This is a genomic window from Stakelama marina (genome assembly GCF_018122655.1).
In the GTDB taxonomy this organism is placed as follows: domain Bacteria; phylum Pseudomonadota; class Alphaproteobacteria; order Sphingomonadales; family Sphingomonadaceae; genus Sphingomonas; species Sphingomonas marina.
Genome location: NZ_JAGRQC010000001.1, coordinates 827,462 through 843,735, shown reverse-complemented (window position 1 = coordinate 843,735; position 16,274 = coordinate 827,462). Strand labels below are relative to the sequence as shown.

At 64.4% G+C, this 16,274-nt stretch carries 13 protein-coding genes and 1 tRNA gene; 5 read left to right on the top strand and 9 right to left on the bottom strand.

All coding sequences use genetic code 11. The annotated features are described in order from the left end of the window. Positions 1–13: 13 nt before the first annotated feature. The 7 genes from J7S20_RS04010 to J7S20_RS03980 all read right to left on the bottom strand — a co-directional run bounded on the left by J7S20_RS04010 (position 14) and on the right by J7S20_RS03980 (position 6,042). The gene (locus J7S20_RS04010) at positions 14–724 is read right to left on the bottom strand and encodes a DsbA family protein (RefSeq protein ID WP_284052934.1); all 711 of its coding nucleotides are present in this window, start codon (positions 722–724) and stop codon (positions 14–16) included. A 347-nt stretch (positions 725–1,071) separates the two neighbouring features. Further along, positions 1,072–1,147: transfer RNA gene (locus tag J7S20_RS04005), tRNA-Glu, on the bottom strand. Positions 1,148–1,215: 68 nt separating this feature from the next. Then, the gene (gene recJ / locus J7S20_RS04000) at positions 1,216–2,979 is read right to left on the bottom strand and encodes a single-stranded-DNA-specific exonuclease RecJ (RefSeq protein WP_284052933.1); all 1,764 of its coding nucleotides are present in this window, start codon (positions 2,977–2,979) and stop codon (positions 1,216–1,218) included. 10 nt (positions 2,980–2,989) lie between these two features. Next, positions 2,990–3,664 carry a prolyl hydroxylase family protein gene (locus tag J7S20_RS03995; protein ID WP_284052932.1) on the bottom strand — a complete coding sequence of 225 codons (675 nt, stop codon included), beginning with the start codon at positions 3,662–3,664 and terminating at the stop codon, positions 2,990–2,992. 90 nt (positions 3,665–3,754) lie between these two features. Then, positions 3,755–4,603, bottom strand: a complete 849-nt coding sequence (locus J7S20_RS03990; RefSeq protein ID WP_284052931.1) for an RcnB family protein — start codon at positions 4,601–4,603, stop codon at positions 3,755–3,757. Positions 4,604–4,706: 103 nt separating this feature from the next. Beyond that, on the bottom strand, positions 4,707–5,249 hold the full coding sequence (locus J7S20_RS03985; protein WP_284052930.1) for a (2Fe-2S)-binding protein: 543 nt from the start codon (positions 5,247–5,249) through the stop codon (positions 4,707–4,709). 31 nt (positions 5,250–5,280) lie between these two features. Further along, entirely contained in the window at positions 5,281–6,042 is a 762-nt protein-coding gene (locus tag J7S20_RS03980; protein ID WP_284052929.1) for a class II aldolase/adducin family protein, read from the bottom strand. A 68-nt stretch (positions 6,043–6,110) separates the two neighbouring features. Here J7S20_RS03980 and J7S20_RS03975 point away from each other — a divergent pair, with 68 nt between their 5' ends. The 4 genes from J7S20_RS03975 (at position 6,111) to J7S20_RS03960 (ending at position 13,044) form a co-directional block, all read left to right on the top strand. After that, positions 6,111–6,896, top strand: a complete 786-nt coding sequence (locus J7S20_RS03975) for an enoyl-CoA hydratase-related protein (RefSeq protein WP_284052928.1) — start codon at positions 6,111–6,113, stop codon at positions 6,894–6,896. Positions 6,897–7,132: 236 nt separating this feature from the next. Further along, positions 7,133–8,332 (top strand): efflux RND transporter periplasmic adaptor subunit, encoded by a 1,200-nt coding sequence (locus J7S20_RS03970; protein ID WP_284052927.1) that lies wholly within the window; start codon positions 7,133–7,135, stop codon positions 8,330–8,332. A 6-nt stretch (positions 8,333–8,338) separates the two neighbouring features. Next, entirely contained in the window at positions 8,339–11,533 is a 3,195-nt protein-coding gene (locus J7S20_RS03965) for an efflux RND transporter permease subunit (protein ID WP_284052926.1), read from the top strand. Continuing rightward, positions 11,530–13,044: an efflux transporter outer membrane subunit gene (locus J7S20_RS03960; protein WP_284052925.1), complete on the top strand. Its 1,515-nt coding sequence runs from the start codon at positions 11,530–11,532 to the stop codon at positions 13,042–13,044. Before J7S20_RS03965 ends, J7S20_RS03960 begins: the two co-directional genes overlap by 4 nt. Here the strand turns inward: J7S20_RS03960 and J7S20_RS03955 are convergent. Further along, on the bottom strand, positions 13,038–13,706 hold the full coding sequence (locus J7S20_RS03955) for a nitroreductase (protein ID WP_284052924.1): 669 nt from the start codon (positions 13,704–13,706) through the stop codon (positions 13,038–13,040). The two genes, J7S20_RS03960 and J7S20_RS03955, sit on opposite strands and share 7 nt — an antisense overlap. Positions 13,707–13,716: 10 nt before the next feature. Then, positions 13,717–14,892: an acetyl-CoA C-acetyltransferase gene (locus tag J7S20_RS03950; RefSeq protein WP_284052923.1), complete on the bottom strand. Its 1,176-nt coding sequence runs from the start codon at positions 14,890–14,892 to the stop codon at positions 13,717–13,719. A gap of 145 nt (positions 14,893–15,037) precedes the next feature. Between J7S20_RS03950 and J7S20_RS03945 the strand changes: the two genes are divergently transcribed. Next, entirely contained in the window at positions 15,038–16,264 is a 1,227-nt protein-coding gene (locus J7S20_RS03945) for an NAD(P)/FAD-dependent oxidoreductase (RefSeq protein WP_284052922.1), read from the top strand. The last annotated feature ends 10 nt before the right edge of the window (positions 16,265–16,274 follow it).

Below are 16,274 nucleotides of genomic sequence, written 5' to 3'. Positions count from 1 at the left end.
GTTCCACGGCCGATCAGGAGTCGGCGGGTGCGTTGCCGTTCGGATATTTGCGGGCCAGGGCCACCGCCTTGACGAGCTGGTCGTAATCAAGCGCGCCGGGGACCAGATACGGACCGATCAGGACCGCCGGCGTACCGCTCAGCCCCATCATGGCGGCCTGTTGGCCGGTGCGGGCGAGGAGCCCGTCAATCTCGCTCGAATGCTTTTTGAGATCGGCCTGCAGCCGGTTCCAGTTCACACCGGCCTTGTCGGCGGCGGCGCGAATCTTTTCACTGCTGAGCTTCCCCTGGATCTGCATCAGCGCGTCGTCGAACGCCTTGTGCTTGCCCTGCCATTGCGAGGCGATGGCCAGTTTCGCCGCCTCGACCGACGGGGCGCCGAAGATGGGCCAGTCATGATAGACGACGCGCACCTTCTTGTCGTTCGCGATCAGCTTGTCGAGCGCAGGGTGCATCTTGCGGCAAAAGGGGCATTGATAGTCGGTATAGGTCACGACGGTGACGTCATAGCCCTTGGGCGCGACCTTCGGCGCAACCGGATCGTCGGTCACCTTCTTGCGTGCCGCGGCGACCTCTGCGGGATCAGGCTGCTGCTGTTGCTGCTGTTGCTGCTGGGCTGCGACGGGCTTTGCGTTGGCTTTGTCGGGTGTGCCCTGCCGGAACAGCAGCGCCGCGCCGAACACCAGGACGGCGCCGATCAGGACGAATATCGAGGTCCGTTTCATGTAAAATCCTTTGCGCAATATTGCTCGCCAGACCGATCCGCTCGCCGCCGCCAACAGGGCGGGAAGAGCGGCACGCAGCCAGCATTCGGCGCGGAGATGAAGTCGTCGTCTTAAGAGGCGCTTATATTAGGTAAGTTGGAAGTCGGCTTGAGCGAGTGGGGGCCTGTCACGGACCACGCATGTGATGTCTTGCAGCGATTTGGTGCAGCGTGCGCGGCGCAGCGTCGTTGCGCTGGTGTGCGTCCAGACTTGAAAATCGCTTATGACTACTGAGGTCCGGTTTTGCCGCTCGGCGACGGCGGCGCCATCGCATAAAAACCGCCAGCCCCGGAAGTTCCGGGCGGAGGTGGTGACCCCTACGGGAATCGAACCCGTGTTTCAGCCGTGAAAGGGCCGCGTCCTAGACCGCTAGACGAAGGGGCCATGCCGAAGCGTGGAGCCGCGACCTAGGCAAATGCGCTGGCGGGGTCAAGCGCCTGTGCAAGAAAATTTCAGTCGGCCCAGGCGGCGTCGTCTATGTGCAGTTCGGCGGCGGGCCTCGCCCCCCAATCGTCGATCTTCGCGCGGCCCGCGAGCCATAGCTTGCGGTGCTTCGGAGCGCCGAGAAGTGCAAGGCCGAGTTCGGTTTCCGCCTGGCGGAACGCCATCGCCTTGATGCTCGGTCCGTCATCGCCTGCGACGATGGCGCGGACATGGCCGTTGCCGACGACATCCGCGCGAATGATGCGCACAGGACCGGCGGCGACACGCGGGGAGGGCCATCCCATCCCGTAGGGACCACCGGCTTCGAGCGATTCGACAAGGCTGGGATTGACGCCGCCGGGTGCGAGAACCGCATCGAGCAGCAATGCGCGGTCGGCGATCGAACGCGCGACCGCATCGGAGAGCCATTCCTCGAGGAAATCGGCAAAGGCGGGGATGGCGTCTTCGGCGATGGTGAGGCCGGCCGCCATCGCGTGTCCGCCGCCTGCCTGGAGCAGGCCGCTGTCCTTTGCCGCGAGGACCGCCGCGCCGAGATCGACCCCCGCGATCGATCGGCCCGACCCTTTTCCGATGCCCTGATCGTCGAGCGCGATGACGATGGCGGGGCGGCCGAATTTTTCCTTCAACCGTCCGGCGACGATACCAATGACGCCGGCATGCCATTCGCGTCCGGCGACAACCGCCACGGAGTGACCTCCACCGGTCGTACAAAGCGCTTCGGCGGCTTCCTGAACCGCGGCTTCGATCGCGCGGCGTTCTTCGTTCAGATGATCGAGTTCGGCAGCGATCGAGCGGGCTTCTTCGGGATCGCGCGTGGTGAGCAGGCGGACGCCGAGGTCCGACCGGCCGACGCGGCCACCGGCATTGATCCGGGGACCCAGCGCGAAGCCGAGGTCGCTGGCGGTGGGGGCGCGGGTCAGGCGCGATGCCTCGATCAGCGCGTTCATGCCGATATTGCGGCGCTGCGCCATCACCTTGAGCCCCTGGGCGACGAATGCGCGGTTCAGCCCTTTCAGTGCGGCGACATCGGCCACGGTGCCCAGCGCGACGAGATCGAGAAGCTCGATCAGGCGCGGTTCTTTCCGGTTCGCGAAAAAGCCGCGGTTGCGAAGCGTGCGGACGATCGCTGCGCCGAGCAGGAACGCGACGCCGACCGCCGCGAGATGGCCATGTGCCGCACCCTCTACCTCGTCGAGGCGGTTGGGATTGACCAGTGCGTGCGCGAAGGGAAGTTCGGAGGCGCATTTGTGGTGATCGACGACAATTACATCGACGCCCGCCTCGCGCGCCATGTCGAGCGCGTCGAATGCCTGCGCGCCGCAATCGACCGTCACGATCAGCTCGGCGCCTTCCTGTTTCAGGCGCACCAGCGCTTCGCCGGAGGGGCCATAGCCTTCCATCAGGCGATCGGGGATGTAGGGGCGCGCTTCGGTACCGAGATCGCGCAGCAGGCGGATCATCAGCGCGGCCGACGTGGCGCCGTCGACGTCATAGTCGCCGAACACCGCGATCTGCTCGCCCTTTTCGACCGCATCGGCGATCCGCTCCGCAGCGCGGTCCATGTCTCGGAAAATCGATGGGTCGGGCATGAAGCCGCGAATGCTGGGCGTGCGATGCGCATCGAGATCCTCGCGCGCGCAACCCCGCGTCAGAAGGAGTTGGGTGACGAGATCGTCGGGCGCGAATCCCGGATCGCGAGCATCCGCAGCGAGCCCGCGCCAGCGCCAAGGCTGACCGAGAATCGACTTTTCGATGTTGAGGACAGTGGCCACGACGTTCAGTCTATTTCAGCCAGACGTCCTCGCGAAACCATTTGGTGACGATGTACTTGGTGCCCTTGACGACGGCCATGCCCTCATGGAGCGTGAGGTCGTTGGGGCTGCCATCGGGTTTCATGTTATTCCACATCAGCAAGAGACCGCGCTTCGGCGCGACGCGGATGCCGGCCTGCGGGAACCAGGTCGCGCCGCCTTCTTCGACATCGTTGAGGTAGATCATCGCGGTCCAGGTGCGCTGACCACCCTCCTGCTTCATCCGCTCCCAATAGCTTTCGGTGGTGTGGAAATAGTCGTGGTGCGCGCGGAATTGCTGACCGGGCGCATAGCGTTGCCCCTGCAGCGTTTCGCCCTTCACCGTGTCGATGCCGAGCAGATTGGATATACGCTCGTCGATCGGGCGGATTTCGGGCGACCAGCGATCGAGATCGCAGCTGTCGCTGGTGCGGAAATAGGGGTCGTGCGTGTCGGACAGCAGCGTCGAGCGGCGCCGGCCGGCGTCGATCTTGTCGATCAGCATGTCGCAGTCGCGATCGCTGAGATAATTGGGATAATAATAGACGTCGGCGGCGGTGATCTTCGCCTTCTTTACGCCGGGGTTCGCCTCCAGCCGTTGAGAAACGCTCTGCCCGATCTGGGCACGGAGCGGCGAGGCGGGGTTGTTCTTGCGGGTACCTAACATAGCGCGCGCAATCTGCTCTTTTGCGCACCAAATGCAAGAGGCCCGGCGACCTGAAGCCGCCGGGCCAGAGCACCTGTCGTTCAGGCGATCTTACCAGAAGATGTCGTAGATCACGTCGACGACCATGCCGTCGCGAACATCGACGAGCAACGCGTCATTGTAATAGCGCACCCAGCGATAGGGACCATAGGCCGGCGGCAGCCGGTAATAGCCCGGATCGTTGATCCAGTAGCGATCCTGATAAAGCATCGACCCGATCGTCAGGCCGATCGAAAAGCGGCGATAGCCGTAATCATATCCTCGCGGCGCGTAATAACGCGGCAGGCGATAGGCATAGCGATTCTGCGCGCGGTAATCGCGCCAGTCATAGCGATGATTTTCCCGCCAGTTGCGGTTCCAGCGCGCCCGGTCGTGGAAGTCGTAGCGGTTGCGCGCCTGTTCCACGCGGCGTTGGTAGCGCCGCTCTGCCTGACGATAGCGATCGTTGCGGTCGTCATGGCGATAGCGGCGCTCGCGGTCGTGATCGCGGCGTTCCGCCCGCTGCTGATCGCGGCGGGTGTTGCGATCCCAGTTGCGACGTTCGCGATCATGGCGCTGCTGCGCCCGCGCCGCGTTGTAACGATCGGTCGCCGAGCCTGCCCGCGCTTCGCGTGCACTGCGCACGGTAACGTTCGAGCGGGGTGCCGTGCTGGCGGGCGGAGTGACGGTGCGCGGGCGCTCGGCACGGCGCGCCTGGCGTTCGACGCGCCGATTGCGGCGCTCGACACGAGCATCGTTGCGGCCAATGTTCGCGCGCTGGCGCACCTGGGCGGGGCGTTCGGGACGGTCGGCGCGCTGATGATGCTCACGCTGCGCGCGGTCGTGACGGTTCTGGGCCATCGCGGTCGCCGGCGCCAATGCCGTGGCGGCAAGCAATGCCAGGATAAAGGTCTTCTTCATGGTGTTTCTCCGCTGGCCGGCGCAAGCCGGTGGTCAGTGGATACGGTATGCCATGGCGGCGATGAGCCGTGGCTGAATTCGGCTGAAAGCAACCAGCAAGTATTCACTTGCCGCCGGGACTGAGCGCGGGCACCGATTTCGCCGCCTCGGCCGGGTCGATGCCGGGTCTGGGCGGCGGCGGAATGGTTTCATCGCCGCGCGCTATGCGTCCCGCCCGCTGGATCGCATCGACCAGCCGCGGATAGATCCCACAGCGACAGATATTGGTGACGGCCTTGTGGATATCGCTGTCCGACGGATTGCGGTTCTTGCGCAGCAGGGCAGCGGCAGCCATGACGATACCCGGGATGCAATAGCCGCATTGCGGAACGTTCGAGGCGATGAGCGCTTCCTGCACCGGATGCGAGCGGTCGCGCGAAAGCCCTTCGATCGTGGTCACAAACGTGCCTTCCGCCTTGGCGATCGTCATCTGGCACGATCGCACCGCTTCACCGTCGACATCGACCGTACAGGCACCGCAATCGCCGGTCCCGCAGCCATATTTTGTGCCGGTGAGGTTCGATGCGTCGCGCAGCGCCCAGAGCAGCGGCGTCTCCGGGTCCATCTTGTAATGCACCGGCTGGTTGTTGACGGTGAAGCGAGTCATGTGCGCCGGTCTATTGCATCCGCGCCGTCAATCAATCCCGCCAGCTCTTGTCGATGCGGTCGACCAGACGAACCATCGCGTCGAAGTCCGCCTTGCCGGGGCCGCCCGGTATCGAGACCTTCGAAAGATCGCGCTGGTGCACGGCGACGACCTCGTCCGAAATCTCGACCGGGGCGCCCATCGACATCGTCGCGATCTGAATCTCGCACGCGCGCTGGAGCGCCCAGTGCTTGATGAACGCTTCGGGTAGCGTGCGGCCCATGACGAGGATGCCGTGGTTCCTGAGCAGCATCGCGCGCTTGTCGCCGAGATGTTCGATCAGCCGCTCACCCTCTTCCGAGCGCACCGTGACGCCTTCGAAATCGTGATAGGCGAGCTGGCCGATGAAATTGCAGGCATAGAAATTGGTCGGACGCAGGCCGCCTTCGACCGAACTTACCGCCATTCCGGCGGTGGTGTGGGTATGCATGATGCAGTGCGCATCGCTCAAATGGCGATGAAAAACCGAGTGCTGCGTGAAACCGGCCTGATTGACCGGATAGGGATTGTCGTCGAGCTTGTTGCCGTCGATGTCGATCTTGACGAGGTTCGACGCCTTCACCTCGCTGAAATGCAGCCCGAACGGATTGATGAGGAATGCACCGTCCTCACCAGGAACCTTCAGCGTGATATGATTGTAGATCATTTCCGACCAGCCGAGCATGTCGAAAACGCGGTAGCAGGCCGCGAGCTGTTGACGGGCTTCCCATTCGGCCTCGCTGATGCCTGACTTTTCGAGAATTGCGGTCGCCATTGCACTCTCCCGGATATATGCGAATTTGAAGATCGAGTATCGCACGGACGAGAAGGGACGGCAAACCGATGAGCGAAGAAAAGATGATCCTGACCGAACGGCGCGGCGACGTGCTCATCATCACGCTCGACCGGCCCGACCGGCTGAACGCAGCGCCGCCCGTGATGTTCGACCGCGTGCGAGAGGTGCTGGATGATCTGTCGGGGGCGCGGGCGGTGCTGTTGCGTGGCGAAGGGCGGGCCTTTTGCTCTGGCGCGGATGTCGCGGGTGGAGCGCTGGGTTCGGACGATCCGCAGGCCGCGACCTACAAGGCGCTGACCGAACATTACAATCCGACGCTGAAGGCAATCGCGGAGCTGCAGGTTCCCGTCGTGAGCGCGGTACGCGGACCTGCGGCGGGCATCGGGTGCAGCCTCGCGCTGTCGGCCGATTTCTGCATCGCGGCGAGCTCGGCCTATTTCCTTCAGGCGTTCGTCAATATCGGGCTGGTTCCCGATGGCGGCGCAAGCTGGATGCTGCCGCGCATCATCGGACGATCGCGCGCGCTGGAGATGATGATGCTGGGCGAGCGTGTTCCCGCCGAACGCGCGCTGGAATGGGGGCTGGTCCACCGGCTCGTCGCCGACGACGTTCTTGACGATCAGGCGTTCGCGCTGGCGGAACGGCTCGCCGCCGGCCCGACGGTCGCGCTGGGACTGATGCGACGCAACGTCGCCTACGCGCTGGAACACAGTTATGATGAGGCGATGCTGCGAGAGGCGGAGAGCCAGCGCGATGTACGCGGCACGTCCGACGCGATGGAGGGCGGGCGCGCCTTCCTGGAGAAGCGGGAGGCGGAATTTTCCGGTCGATGATCGTTGCCGCGGGAAAAGATTTTCTACCGCAGGCAGGATTGTGAACGCGAGCGTTTTGTTTTAGGGGCCGCCGATGCTGCGGCGCAATAGGGGGATGCGCGCGACAGCAACCTGACCGTCGGCGTTGGCTGGCGGTCGCTGTTATTCGTTTCGCAAAGGCCGTCATGATCCCTGCGTTTTCCCAATCGATCGCAACCGTTCGCCATGGACGGCCAACAGCCGCGCTGGCGAAGCTTGTGCGGTCTGCATTCATCGGCGTCGCGGTGCTTGGATTGGCCGGCTGCGGCGGTGGTGATGACGCCGCCAAGGGCGGCCCGGCTGGCCCCGGTGCGCAGGGGCCGGTTACCGTCGGATATGTGACGGTGCAGCCGACCAGCGTACCGATGGTCACCGAACTCGCGGCGCGCACATCGGCTTATGAAACCTCGCAGGTCCGCCCTCAGGTGTCGGGCGTGATCGAGAAACGCTATTTCACCGAAGGTTCGGTCGTGAAGAAGGGGCAGACGCTCTATCGCATCGACCCGAGCCTGTACGAGGCTTCGGCCAGCCAGGCCCGCGCCAACCTGCACAGCGCGCAAGCGACGCTTGCCGCCGCGCAAGCGAAGGCGGATCGGTACAAGCCGCTCGCCAAGATCGAGGCGGTCAGCCAGCAGGACTATACCGATGCCGAGGCACAGGCACGACAGGCGGCGGCGGCTGTCGAACAGGCCAGGGCGGCACTTCGCACCGCGCAGATAAACGTCCGGTTCACACGCGTTCCCGCACCGATTACCGGCCGGATCGGAAGGTCGCTGGCGACGGTCGGCGCGCTCGTCACGCAGAACCAGAGCGATCCGCTTGCCGTGATCCAGCGGCTCGACCCCATTTATGTCGATATCCGCCAGTCGAGCGCCGATCTGCTGGCGCTGCGGCGGTCGTTGCAGCACGATGACGGCGTCGTCCCGGCAAGCGCAAGCGTTCGGCTGCGGCTGGAAGATGGCAGCATGTACGGCCAGACGGGCACGGTCGAGTTCGCCGAGGCGATGGTCGACGAAAGTACCGGCACCGTCACGCTGCGCGCGCGCTTTCCCAATCCCGAAGGCGTGCTGCTGCCCGGCATGTTCGTCCGCGCGATCTTTTCGCAGGCGGTCGACACCAAGGCATTCCTCGTGCCGCAGGCGGGCGTGACGCGCGATCCCAAGGGCAATGCGAGCGTCCTGATCGTCGGCAAGGACAACAAGGCGGTGAAGCAGGGCGTTACCGCGCCGCGCACCCAGGGCAACAAATGGGTTGTCACCAAGGGGCTGAATGCGGGCGACAAGATCATCGTGCAGGGCACGGCAAAGATTCGCCCGAACCAGCCGATCAAGCCCGTTCCGGCGGACACTCCGCAAAAGCTGCAGGTGAAGCAGCCGGGTGACGAAAAGGCGAACGCTGCCGCCAACGCGGGGGGCTGATCGCCGATGTTGTCACGCGTATTCATCGACCGCCCGATTTTCGCGTGGGTGATCGCGATCATCGTGATGCTGCTCGGCGTGGGGGCGATCTACACGCTGCCGGTCGAGCAATATCCGGATGTTGCGCCGCCAGAGGTGAACATCAGCGCCAACTATCCGGGTGCATCGGCCGAAACGCTGGAAAACAGCGTGACGCAGGTAATCGAACAGCAGCTTACCGGGATCGACGGTCTGCTGTATTTCAGTTCGTCGTCGAGCTCGCGCGGGCAGGCGCGGATTACCGCGACCTTCCGCAAGGGCATCGATCCCGACATCGCGCAAGTGCAGGTGCAGAACAAGGTGCAGCAGGCGCTGCCCCGACTGCCGCAGCAGGTCCAGCAACAGGGCCTGCGCGTCACCAAGTCCAATCCCGATTTCCTGTTGATCGTCGCGGTCTATGACAAGACCGACCAGCGGACCAATCAGGACGTATCCGATTATATCGCGTCGAACCTGCAGGACCCGATCGGGCGGGTGAACGGCGTCGGCGATACGCGCGTGTTCGGATCGCAATATGCGATGCGCATCTGGCTGAACCCCGACCGGCTGGCAAGCTATTCGCTGATGCCGGGCGATGTCATCCAGGCGATACAGGCGCAGAATACCGAGGTCGCAGCGGGTGAGATCGGCGGCCAGCCGATGCCCGATTCGCAGATGCTGAACGCGACCGTTACCGCGCAGTCGCGTCTTCACACACCCGCGCAGTTCGCCAACATCATTCTGAAAAGCGATCAGAGCGGCGCCACCGTGCGTCTTTCGGACGTCGCGAGGGTCGAACTCGGCGCCGAGAGTTACGGCGTGGTCAGCCGCGTCAACGGCCATCCGGGTGCGGGCATGGCGATCTCGCTCGCCCCCGGCGCCGACGCGCTTTCCACGGCGGCCCTGGTGAAGCAGGAAGTCGCCAAGCAGGCGAAGAACTTTCCGCCCGGGCTCACCTATTCCTATCCGCGCGACAGCACCGATTTCATCCGCCTGTCGATCGACGAGGTGGTCAAGACGCTGATCGAGGCGATCATCCTGGTCGTGATCGTGATGTTCGTCTTCCTCCAGAGCTGGCGGGCGACGCTGATCCCGACGATCGCGGTGCCGGTCGTCATCCTCGGCACCTTTGCGATGTTCGCGATCGCCGGCTTTTCGATCAACACGCTGACCTTGTTCGGGCTGGTGCTCGCGATTGGCCTGCTGGTCGATGACGCGATCGTCGTCGTGGAAAATGTCGAGCGGTTGATGGAGGAAAATCCCGAGCTGACGCCGCGCGAGGCGACGATCGAATCGATGCGCGAAATCCAGGTCGCGCTGGTGGCAATCGCGCTCGTGCTGTCGGCGGTGTTTCTGCCGATGGCCTTTTTCGGCGGATCGACGGGCGTGATCTATCGGCAGTTCTCGCTGACCATCGTGTCCGCGATGGTTCTGTCGGTTGCGGTGGCGCTGATTTTGACGCCCGCGCTGACGGCCACGCTTCTCAAGCGCAAGCAGGATGAAGGCGAGGGGTGGTTCAATCGGCGGTTCCCGGCGGTCCGGCGGACCGGGGAGCGGTTCCGCACCCGGTTCAACCGCGGCTTCGACTGGACCGTGCACCATTATACGGCCGCGATCCGGACGGTCGTCGATCGCAAATATATCTTCCTGCTGATCTATGCCTGCGTCGTCGCGGTGCTGGTCGTCCTCTTCTTCCGCCTGCCGACGAGCTTTCTGCCGGTCGAGGATCAGGGCAGCGTGTTCATTCAGTTCCGCCTGCCGCCCGGCGCGACCCAGGCGCGCACACAAGACGTGCAAATGTCGGTGGAGAAATATCTCCGCCAGCAGGAAGGCGGCAACATCAAGACGATGTTCACCGCAAGCGGGACCGGCGGTGGCGGAAGCGGCGGACAGAATACCGGCATCGGCTATCTGGCGCTGAAGGATTTCGATCAGCGCAAGGGGGAGCAGAACAGCGCGGGCGCCATTGCCGAGCGGGCGCGAAAGGCACTGTCGGGGCTGCGCGATGCGCAGGTATTCGCGCTGGTGCCGGGTGCGATCCGCGGGCTTGGCGATACGAGCGGGTTCACCATGGAGTTGCAGAATGCCGGTTCGCTGAGCCGCGAACAGTTTGCCGCTGCGCGCGACAAGGTACTGGCGGCGGCGGCGAAGGACCCGGTACTGACGAGCGTGCGTCCCAGCGAGCTACCCGATGTGCCCACGCTTCATGTCGAGATCGACCAGCAGAAGCTGGAGGCGCTGGGGCTGAGCCAGAGCGACGTGAACACCACACTGTCGGCGGCCTGGGGCGGCCGCTACGTCAACGACTTCATCGACCGCGGACGCGTCAAACGTGTCTATGTCGAGGGCGATGCGCCCTATCGGTCGGCACCCGAGGACCTTGGCGACTGGTATGTTCGCTCGAAAGATGGCCAGATGGCGCCGTTTTCGTCCTTCGCCAAAACGTCCTGGTCGCAGGCGCCGACCGAGCTTTCGCGCTTTTCGGGGCTGCCGGCGTTTGAAATCCAGGGGCAGGCGGCGCCGGGATATAGTTCGGGCGAGGCGATGAACCATATCGCAGCGATCGCGCAGAAAATTCCCGGCATCTCGATCGCCTGGGCCGGCATCTCGTATCAGGAACGCCTGTCGTCGGGACAGGCGCCGATCCTGTACGGATTGTCGCTGCTGGTCGTGTTCCTGTGCCTTGCCGCGCTGTACGAAAGCTGGTCGATTCCGGTGGCGGTGTTGCTCGTCATCCCGCTCGGTCTGGTCGGCGCGGTGTTCGCGGTGACGCTGCGCGGACTCGATAACGACGTGTACATGCAGATCGGACTGCTGACGACGATGGGGCTCGCCTCTAAAAACGCCATCCTGATGATCGAGTTTGCCGAACAGGCGGAAAAACAGGGCATGCGCGTCATCGATGCGGCGATCGAGGCGGCACGGATTCGCTTGCGGCCGATCCTGATGACGAGCTTTGCGTTCATCTTCGGCGTGCTGCCGCTTGCGATTTCGACAGGAGCGGGTGCGAACAGCCGCATCGCGATCGGTACGGCGGTGATCGGCGGGATGCTGACCGCGACGATCCTTGCGGTGTTCTACATCCCTCTGTTCTTCGTGATCGTTCGCAGATCGACGCGCGATGTGCTCAAAAAGCTCCATCATGACGATGACGGCGGGCAGCCGGCAGGAGAGGGCGCATGATGCGCAGGGCGATCACGCTGGCAGCGATGGGTGCGCTGGGCGCCTGTTCGATGGCGCCGACCTATGTCCGCCCCGAAGCGCCCGTACCGGCTTCGTGGCCTGTGGGCGATGCGTATCTGAAGCAGAGCGAGGAAGGCCTGCCCACGGTCACGTTCAAGCAGGTGTTTCGCGATCCGCGATTGCAGAGCCTGATCGAACAGGCGCTGGTCAACAATCGCAACCTGCGTCAGGCAGCCGCGAATATCGCCTCGGCCCGCGCGCAATACCGCATCCAGCGCGCCAACCGGCTGCCACAGGTCGATGCCAGTGCGGGCGCCTCTGTCAGCAAGGGTACTACCCGTAACGTGACGACCGGCACGGGCAACAATGCCGGCGGCGGGACCGTCACCTCCGTCGGCGGCGGCGTGAATGAATATTACACCGCCGATGTCGGCGTGAACGCATTCGAAATCGACCTCTTCGGTCGTGTCAAATCGCTTAGCGACGCGGCGCTCAACCAGTATTTCGCGACTGCCGCGGGCGCGCGTGCGACGCGGCTGACGCTGGTCGGCGATGTCGCCAATGCCTGGCTGAACCATGCCGCCGATGCGACGCTGCTGCGCATCGCGCAGGAAACCGTCGACAGCGCCGAGCAGAGCGTGAAGCTGACCCAGGCGCGTCTCGACGGCGGGATCGCGCCGCGAACCGACCTGCGCCAGGCCGAACAAATCCTCGATCAGGCGCGCGCCGATCTTGCGTCGAGCAGGACTGCGGTGGCGCAGGATGTCAACGAACTCCGCCTGCTCGTCGGCGGTCCGGTCGATCCGGCGCTGTTGCCGAACAAGATCGAGGGCGCGGTGGCGACACTGTCCGAAGTGCCGGCGGGGCTCGGCTCATCGATCCTGTTGCGGCGCCCCGACGTGGTTCAGGCCGAATATCGATTGCGCGCGCAAAACGCCCGTATCGGTGCGGCGCGGGCGGCGCTCTTTCCACGGATCACGCTGACCGGGCTGGTCGGCTTCGCGAGCACCGCCCTGAAGGATCTCTTCACCGGCGACGCATTCAACTGGTCGGTGCGGCCCAGCGCCACGGTTCCGATCTTCGATGCGGGGGCAGGGGCGGCAGGCGTGGCGCAGGCCAAGGCCGATCGCGACGCAGCCATCGCCAATTACGAGGGCACGATCCAGACCGCCTTTCGCGAGGTAGCCGATGCGCTCGCGCGGCGCGGCACGATCAGTGAGCAGGTCGGCGCGACACGCGATCTGGTCGCGGCGTCGCAGGACAATTACAAGCTGTCCTATGCGCGGTACAAAGGCGGGGTCGACACCTTTCTGCAAAGCCTCGATGCGCAGCGATCCTATTATTCGGCGCAGCGCACGCTGGTCGCGGCCGAGCTGACCAAGGGTACGAACCTTGTGACGCTCTACCGCGTGCTGGGCGGAGATTCGCTGCTCAATGCAACCGCCCAGGGGCCGAAGCCTGTCGCACCCGAGGCCCGATCGCCAAGCGACCGGCAGGCTGCTTCTCAATAGTGGAATGTCGCCCATTCATCGATGGGCGCGCGCGGAACGGCGAAGCGGTTCACGGGGGCTTCGGGATCGCGCCATCCGATCGCCATACCGGTGAATAGCATCTTGTCGGGTGCCGCGCCGACGAATTGATCGACGGTGCGGTGGTGGACGGCCCATGCCTCCTGCGCGCAACTATCGAGACCGGCTTCGCGCAGGAGCAGCATCAGGGTCTGGAGATACATCCCGCAATCGGACCATTGTGGCGGACCGTGCGAGCGCTCGACATAACAGAATACCCCGACCGGCGCGTCGAAGAACTGCCAGTTCTTCGCAAACCAATGCAGCCGGGCGGCCTTGTCCTCCCGCGGAATGCCGAGCGGAGCGTAAAGCGCCTCGCCCACCGCGAACCGACGGCTTCGATAGGGTTCGGCGAGCCCTGGCGGGTACACATCATATTCGCTGCCATCGCCCATCACCGCTTCTTCCATGCGCCGCCGCATGATCGCCTTGAACCGCGTCATCGCGTCGCCGGCAAGCACATGGATATGCCAGGGTTGAAGATTGCCGCCCGATGGCGCGCGCCCGGCGCGTTCGACAAGGTCGCGCAAAAGAACGAGGTCGACGGGGCGGTCGAGATAGGCGCGCACCGAGCGGCGCGTCTCGACCGCCTCGCTGACGTTCATGGCTGCTGTCCTACAGCCGTTCGACGATCGTCACATTGGCGATGCCGCCGCCTTCGCACATCGTCTGAAGACCATATTTGCCGCCGCGTTTACCGAGCGCGTGGACGAGTGTCGCCATCAGCTTGGTGCCGGTCGCGCCCAGCGGATGGCCGAGCGCGATGGCACCGCCATTGACGTTGAGCTTTTCGGGGTCGGCGCCGGTGTGTTTCAGCCACGCCAGCGGGACCGGCGCGAACGCCTCGTTCACCTCGTAAAGGTCGATATCCTCGATCTTCATGCCCGCCCGCTTGAGCGCCTTGTCGGTGGCGAAGAGCGGTTCTTCGAGCATGATGACGGGATCACCGGCGGTGACCGTAAGATTATGGATGCGCGCGATCGGCGTCAGGCCGTGATCCTTCAGCGCCTGTTCGCTCACTATGAGTACCGCGCTCGATCCGTCGCAGATCTGGCTGGCATTGGCCGCGCTGATGACGCCGCCATCGGCGAGCAGCTTGACCGACTGGATGCTTTCGAACGACGCGTCGTAGCGGATGCCTTCGTCGCGATCATGGATCGCCGGACCATCGGGGGTTTCGACTTCGAGGGGGACAATTTCCTCTCGAAAATCACCGCGTTCGGTCGCGGCGGCGGCGCGCTTGTGGCTTTCCAGCGCGTACTGGTCGAGCTGTTCGCGCGAAAAGCCGTGTTTGCGCGCGATCATCTCTGCGCCCATGAACTGGCTGAACTGGATGTCGGGATAGCGTTCGTCCTGACGCGGCGACTTCGCGCGGCCCAGCCCCTCCTTGGCGAATAACGCGCCGGTCGAACCCATCGGGACGCGCGTCATCGATTCGACCCCGGCGGCGATCACGACATCCTGCGTTCCCGACATGACTGCCTGCGCAGCGAACTGGATCGCCTGTTGCGAGCTGCCGCACTGCCGATCGATGGTGACGGCGGGGACGCTTTCGGGAAGGCGCGAGGCAAGTACCGCGTTACGGCCGACCTGAAAGCTCTGTTCGCCGCCCTGGCTGACACAGCCCATGATGACGTCCTCTATCGCATCAGGCGCGATTCCCGTGCGATCGACGAGGTTGTTCAGGACCTCGCCCGCCATGTCTGCCGGGTGCCATCCGGCAAGCTTTCCGCCGCGGCGGCCGCCCGCGGTTCGCATTGCATCGACGATATAAGCGGTGGGCTGTGCCATGGCGGTCTCTCCGAACGGTGCGTTATGCTTGGTTGCAAATTGCTACCAGCCTCCCGCATTGCTTTCAATCATGTCAGTAGCGGGCTGCGCGAGATTGACGCGCTGCCGCCGATCGCCGAGAGCGGCGCGCGCAAGGAGGACGCAAATGCGGCATTTCGATGTGCTTATCGTGGGCGGCGGCCATGGCGGCGCGCAGGCGGCTATCGCGCTGCGCCAGGCCGGTTTCGAGGGCAGCCTGGCGATCGTGACCGAGGAAAACGAACTGCCCTATGAACGGCCTCCGCTGTCCAAGGATTATCTTGCGGGCCAAAAGCCGTTCGAACGGATGCTGATCCGGCCCGCGGCGTTCTGGGAAGAGCGCTCGGTCACGTTTCTGACAGGCACGCGCATCGAAGCGGTCGATGCCGATGCGCATGAACTGACCTCTGCCGCCGGCGAGCGAATCGGATATGGCAAGTTGATCTGGGCGGCGGGCGGCGATGCCCGGCGCCTCAGCTGTGCGGGCGGCGATCTGGTCGGCGTGCATACGGTTCGCACACGCGCGGACGTCGACCGTATGATCACCGAGCTTCCCAGCGTCGAGCGTGCGGTCGTTGTCGGTGGCGGTTATATCGGCCTCGAGGCGGCATCGGCGCTCGTCAAACAGGGCAAGCAGGTCGTTCTGATCGAGGCGCTGGACCGGGTCCTCGCTCGCGTTGCCGGAGAGCCGCTGTCGCGCTTTTACGAGCATGAGCATCGCAGCCATGGGGTCGATCTGCGGCTCGGCGCGGTCGTCGATCATGTCGTCGGAGAGGACGGCAGCGTTACCGGCGTGCAGATGGCGGACGGCGAGCTGCTCGCCTGCGACATGGTGATCGTGGGTATCGGCATCGAACCGGCGGTTGCTCCCCTGATTCGCGCCGGAGCAAAGGGCGACAACGGCGTTGCGGTCGATGCCCAGTGCCGGACGAGCCTGCCCGACATCTTTGCGGTCGGTGACTGCGCGCTCCACCGCAATCGCTGTGCCGGCGGGGGCGAGGTCAGGATCGAGTCGGTCCAGAACGCGACCGACCAGGCCAATGTCGCGGCCAGGACGATCATGGGTCAGGACGTGTCCTATGATGCGGTGCCGTGGTTCTGGTCGGACCAGTATGACCTGAAACTGCAGACGGTCGGGCTGTCGAACGGCTATGACGATATCGTCATGCGCGGCGATCCGGCGGCGCGCAAATTCTCGCTGATTTACCTGCGCGAGGGCAGGGTGATCGCGCTCGATTGCATCAACAATACGCGTGATTATGCGCAAGGCCGCAAGCTGGTGATGCTCGGCGCCTCGCCCGACCGCGGCGATCTGGCGAACGATCAGGTGCCGTTGAAGGAACTCGCTAGCTGATCCGAATCGC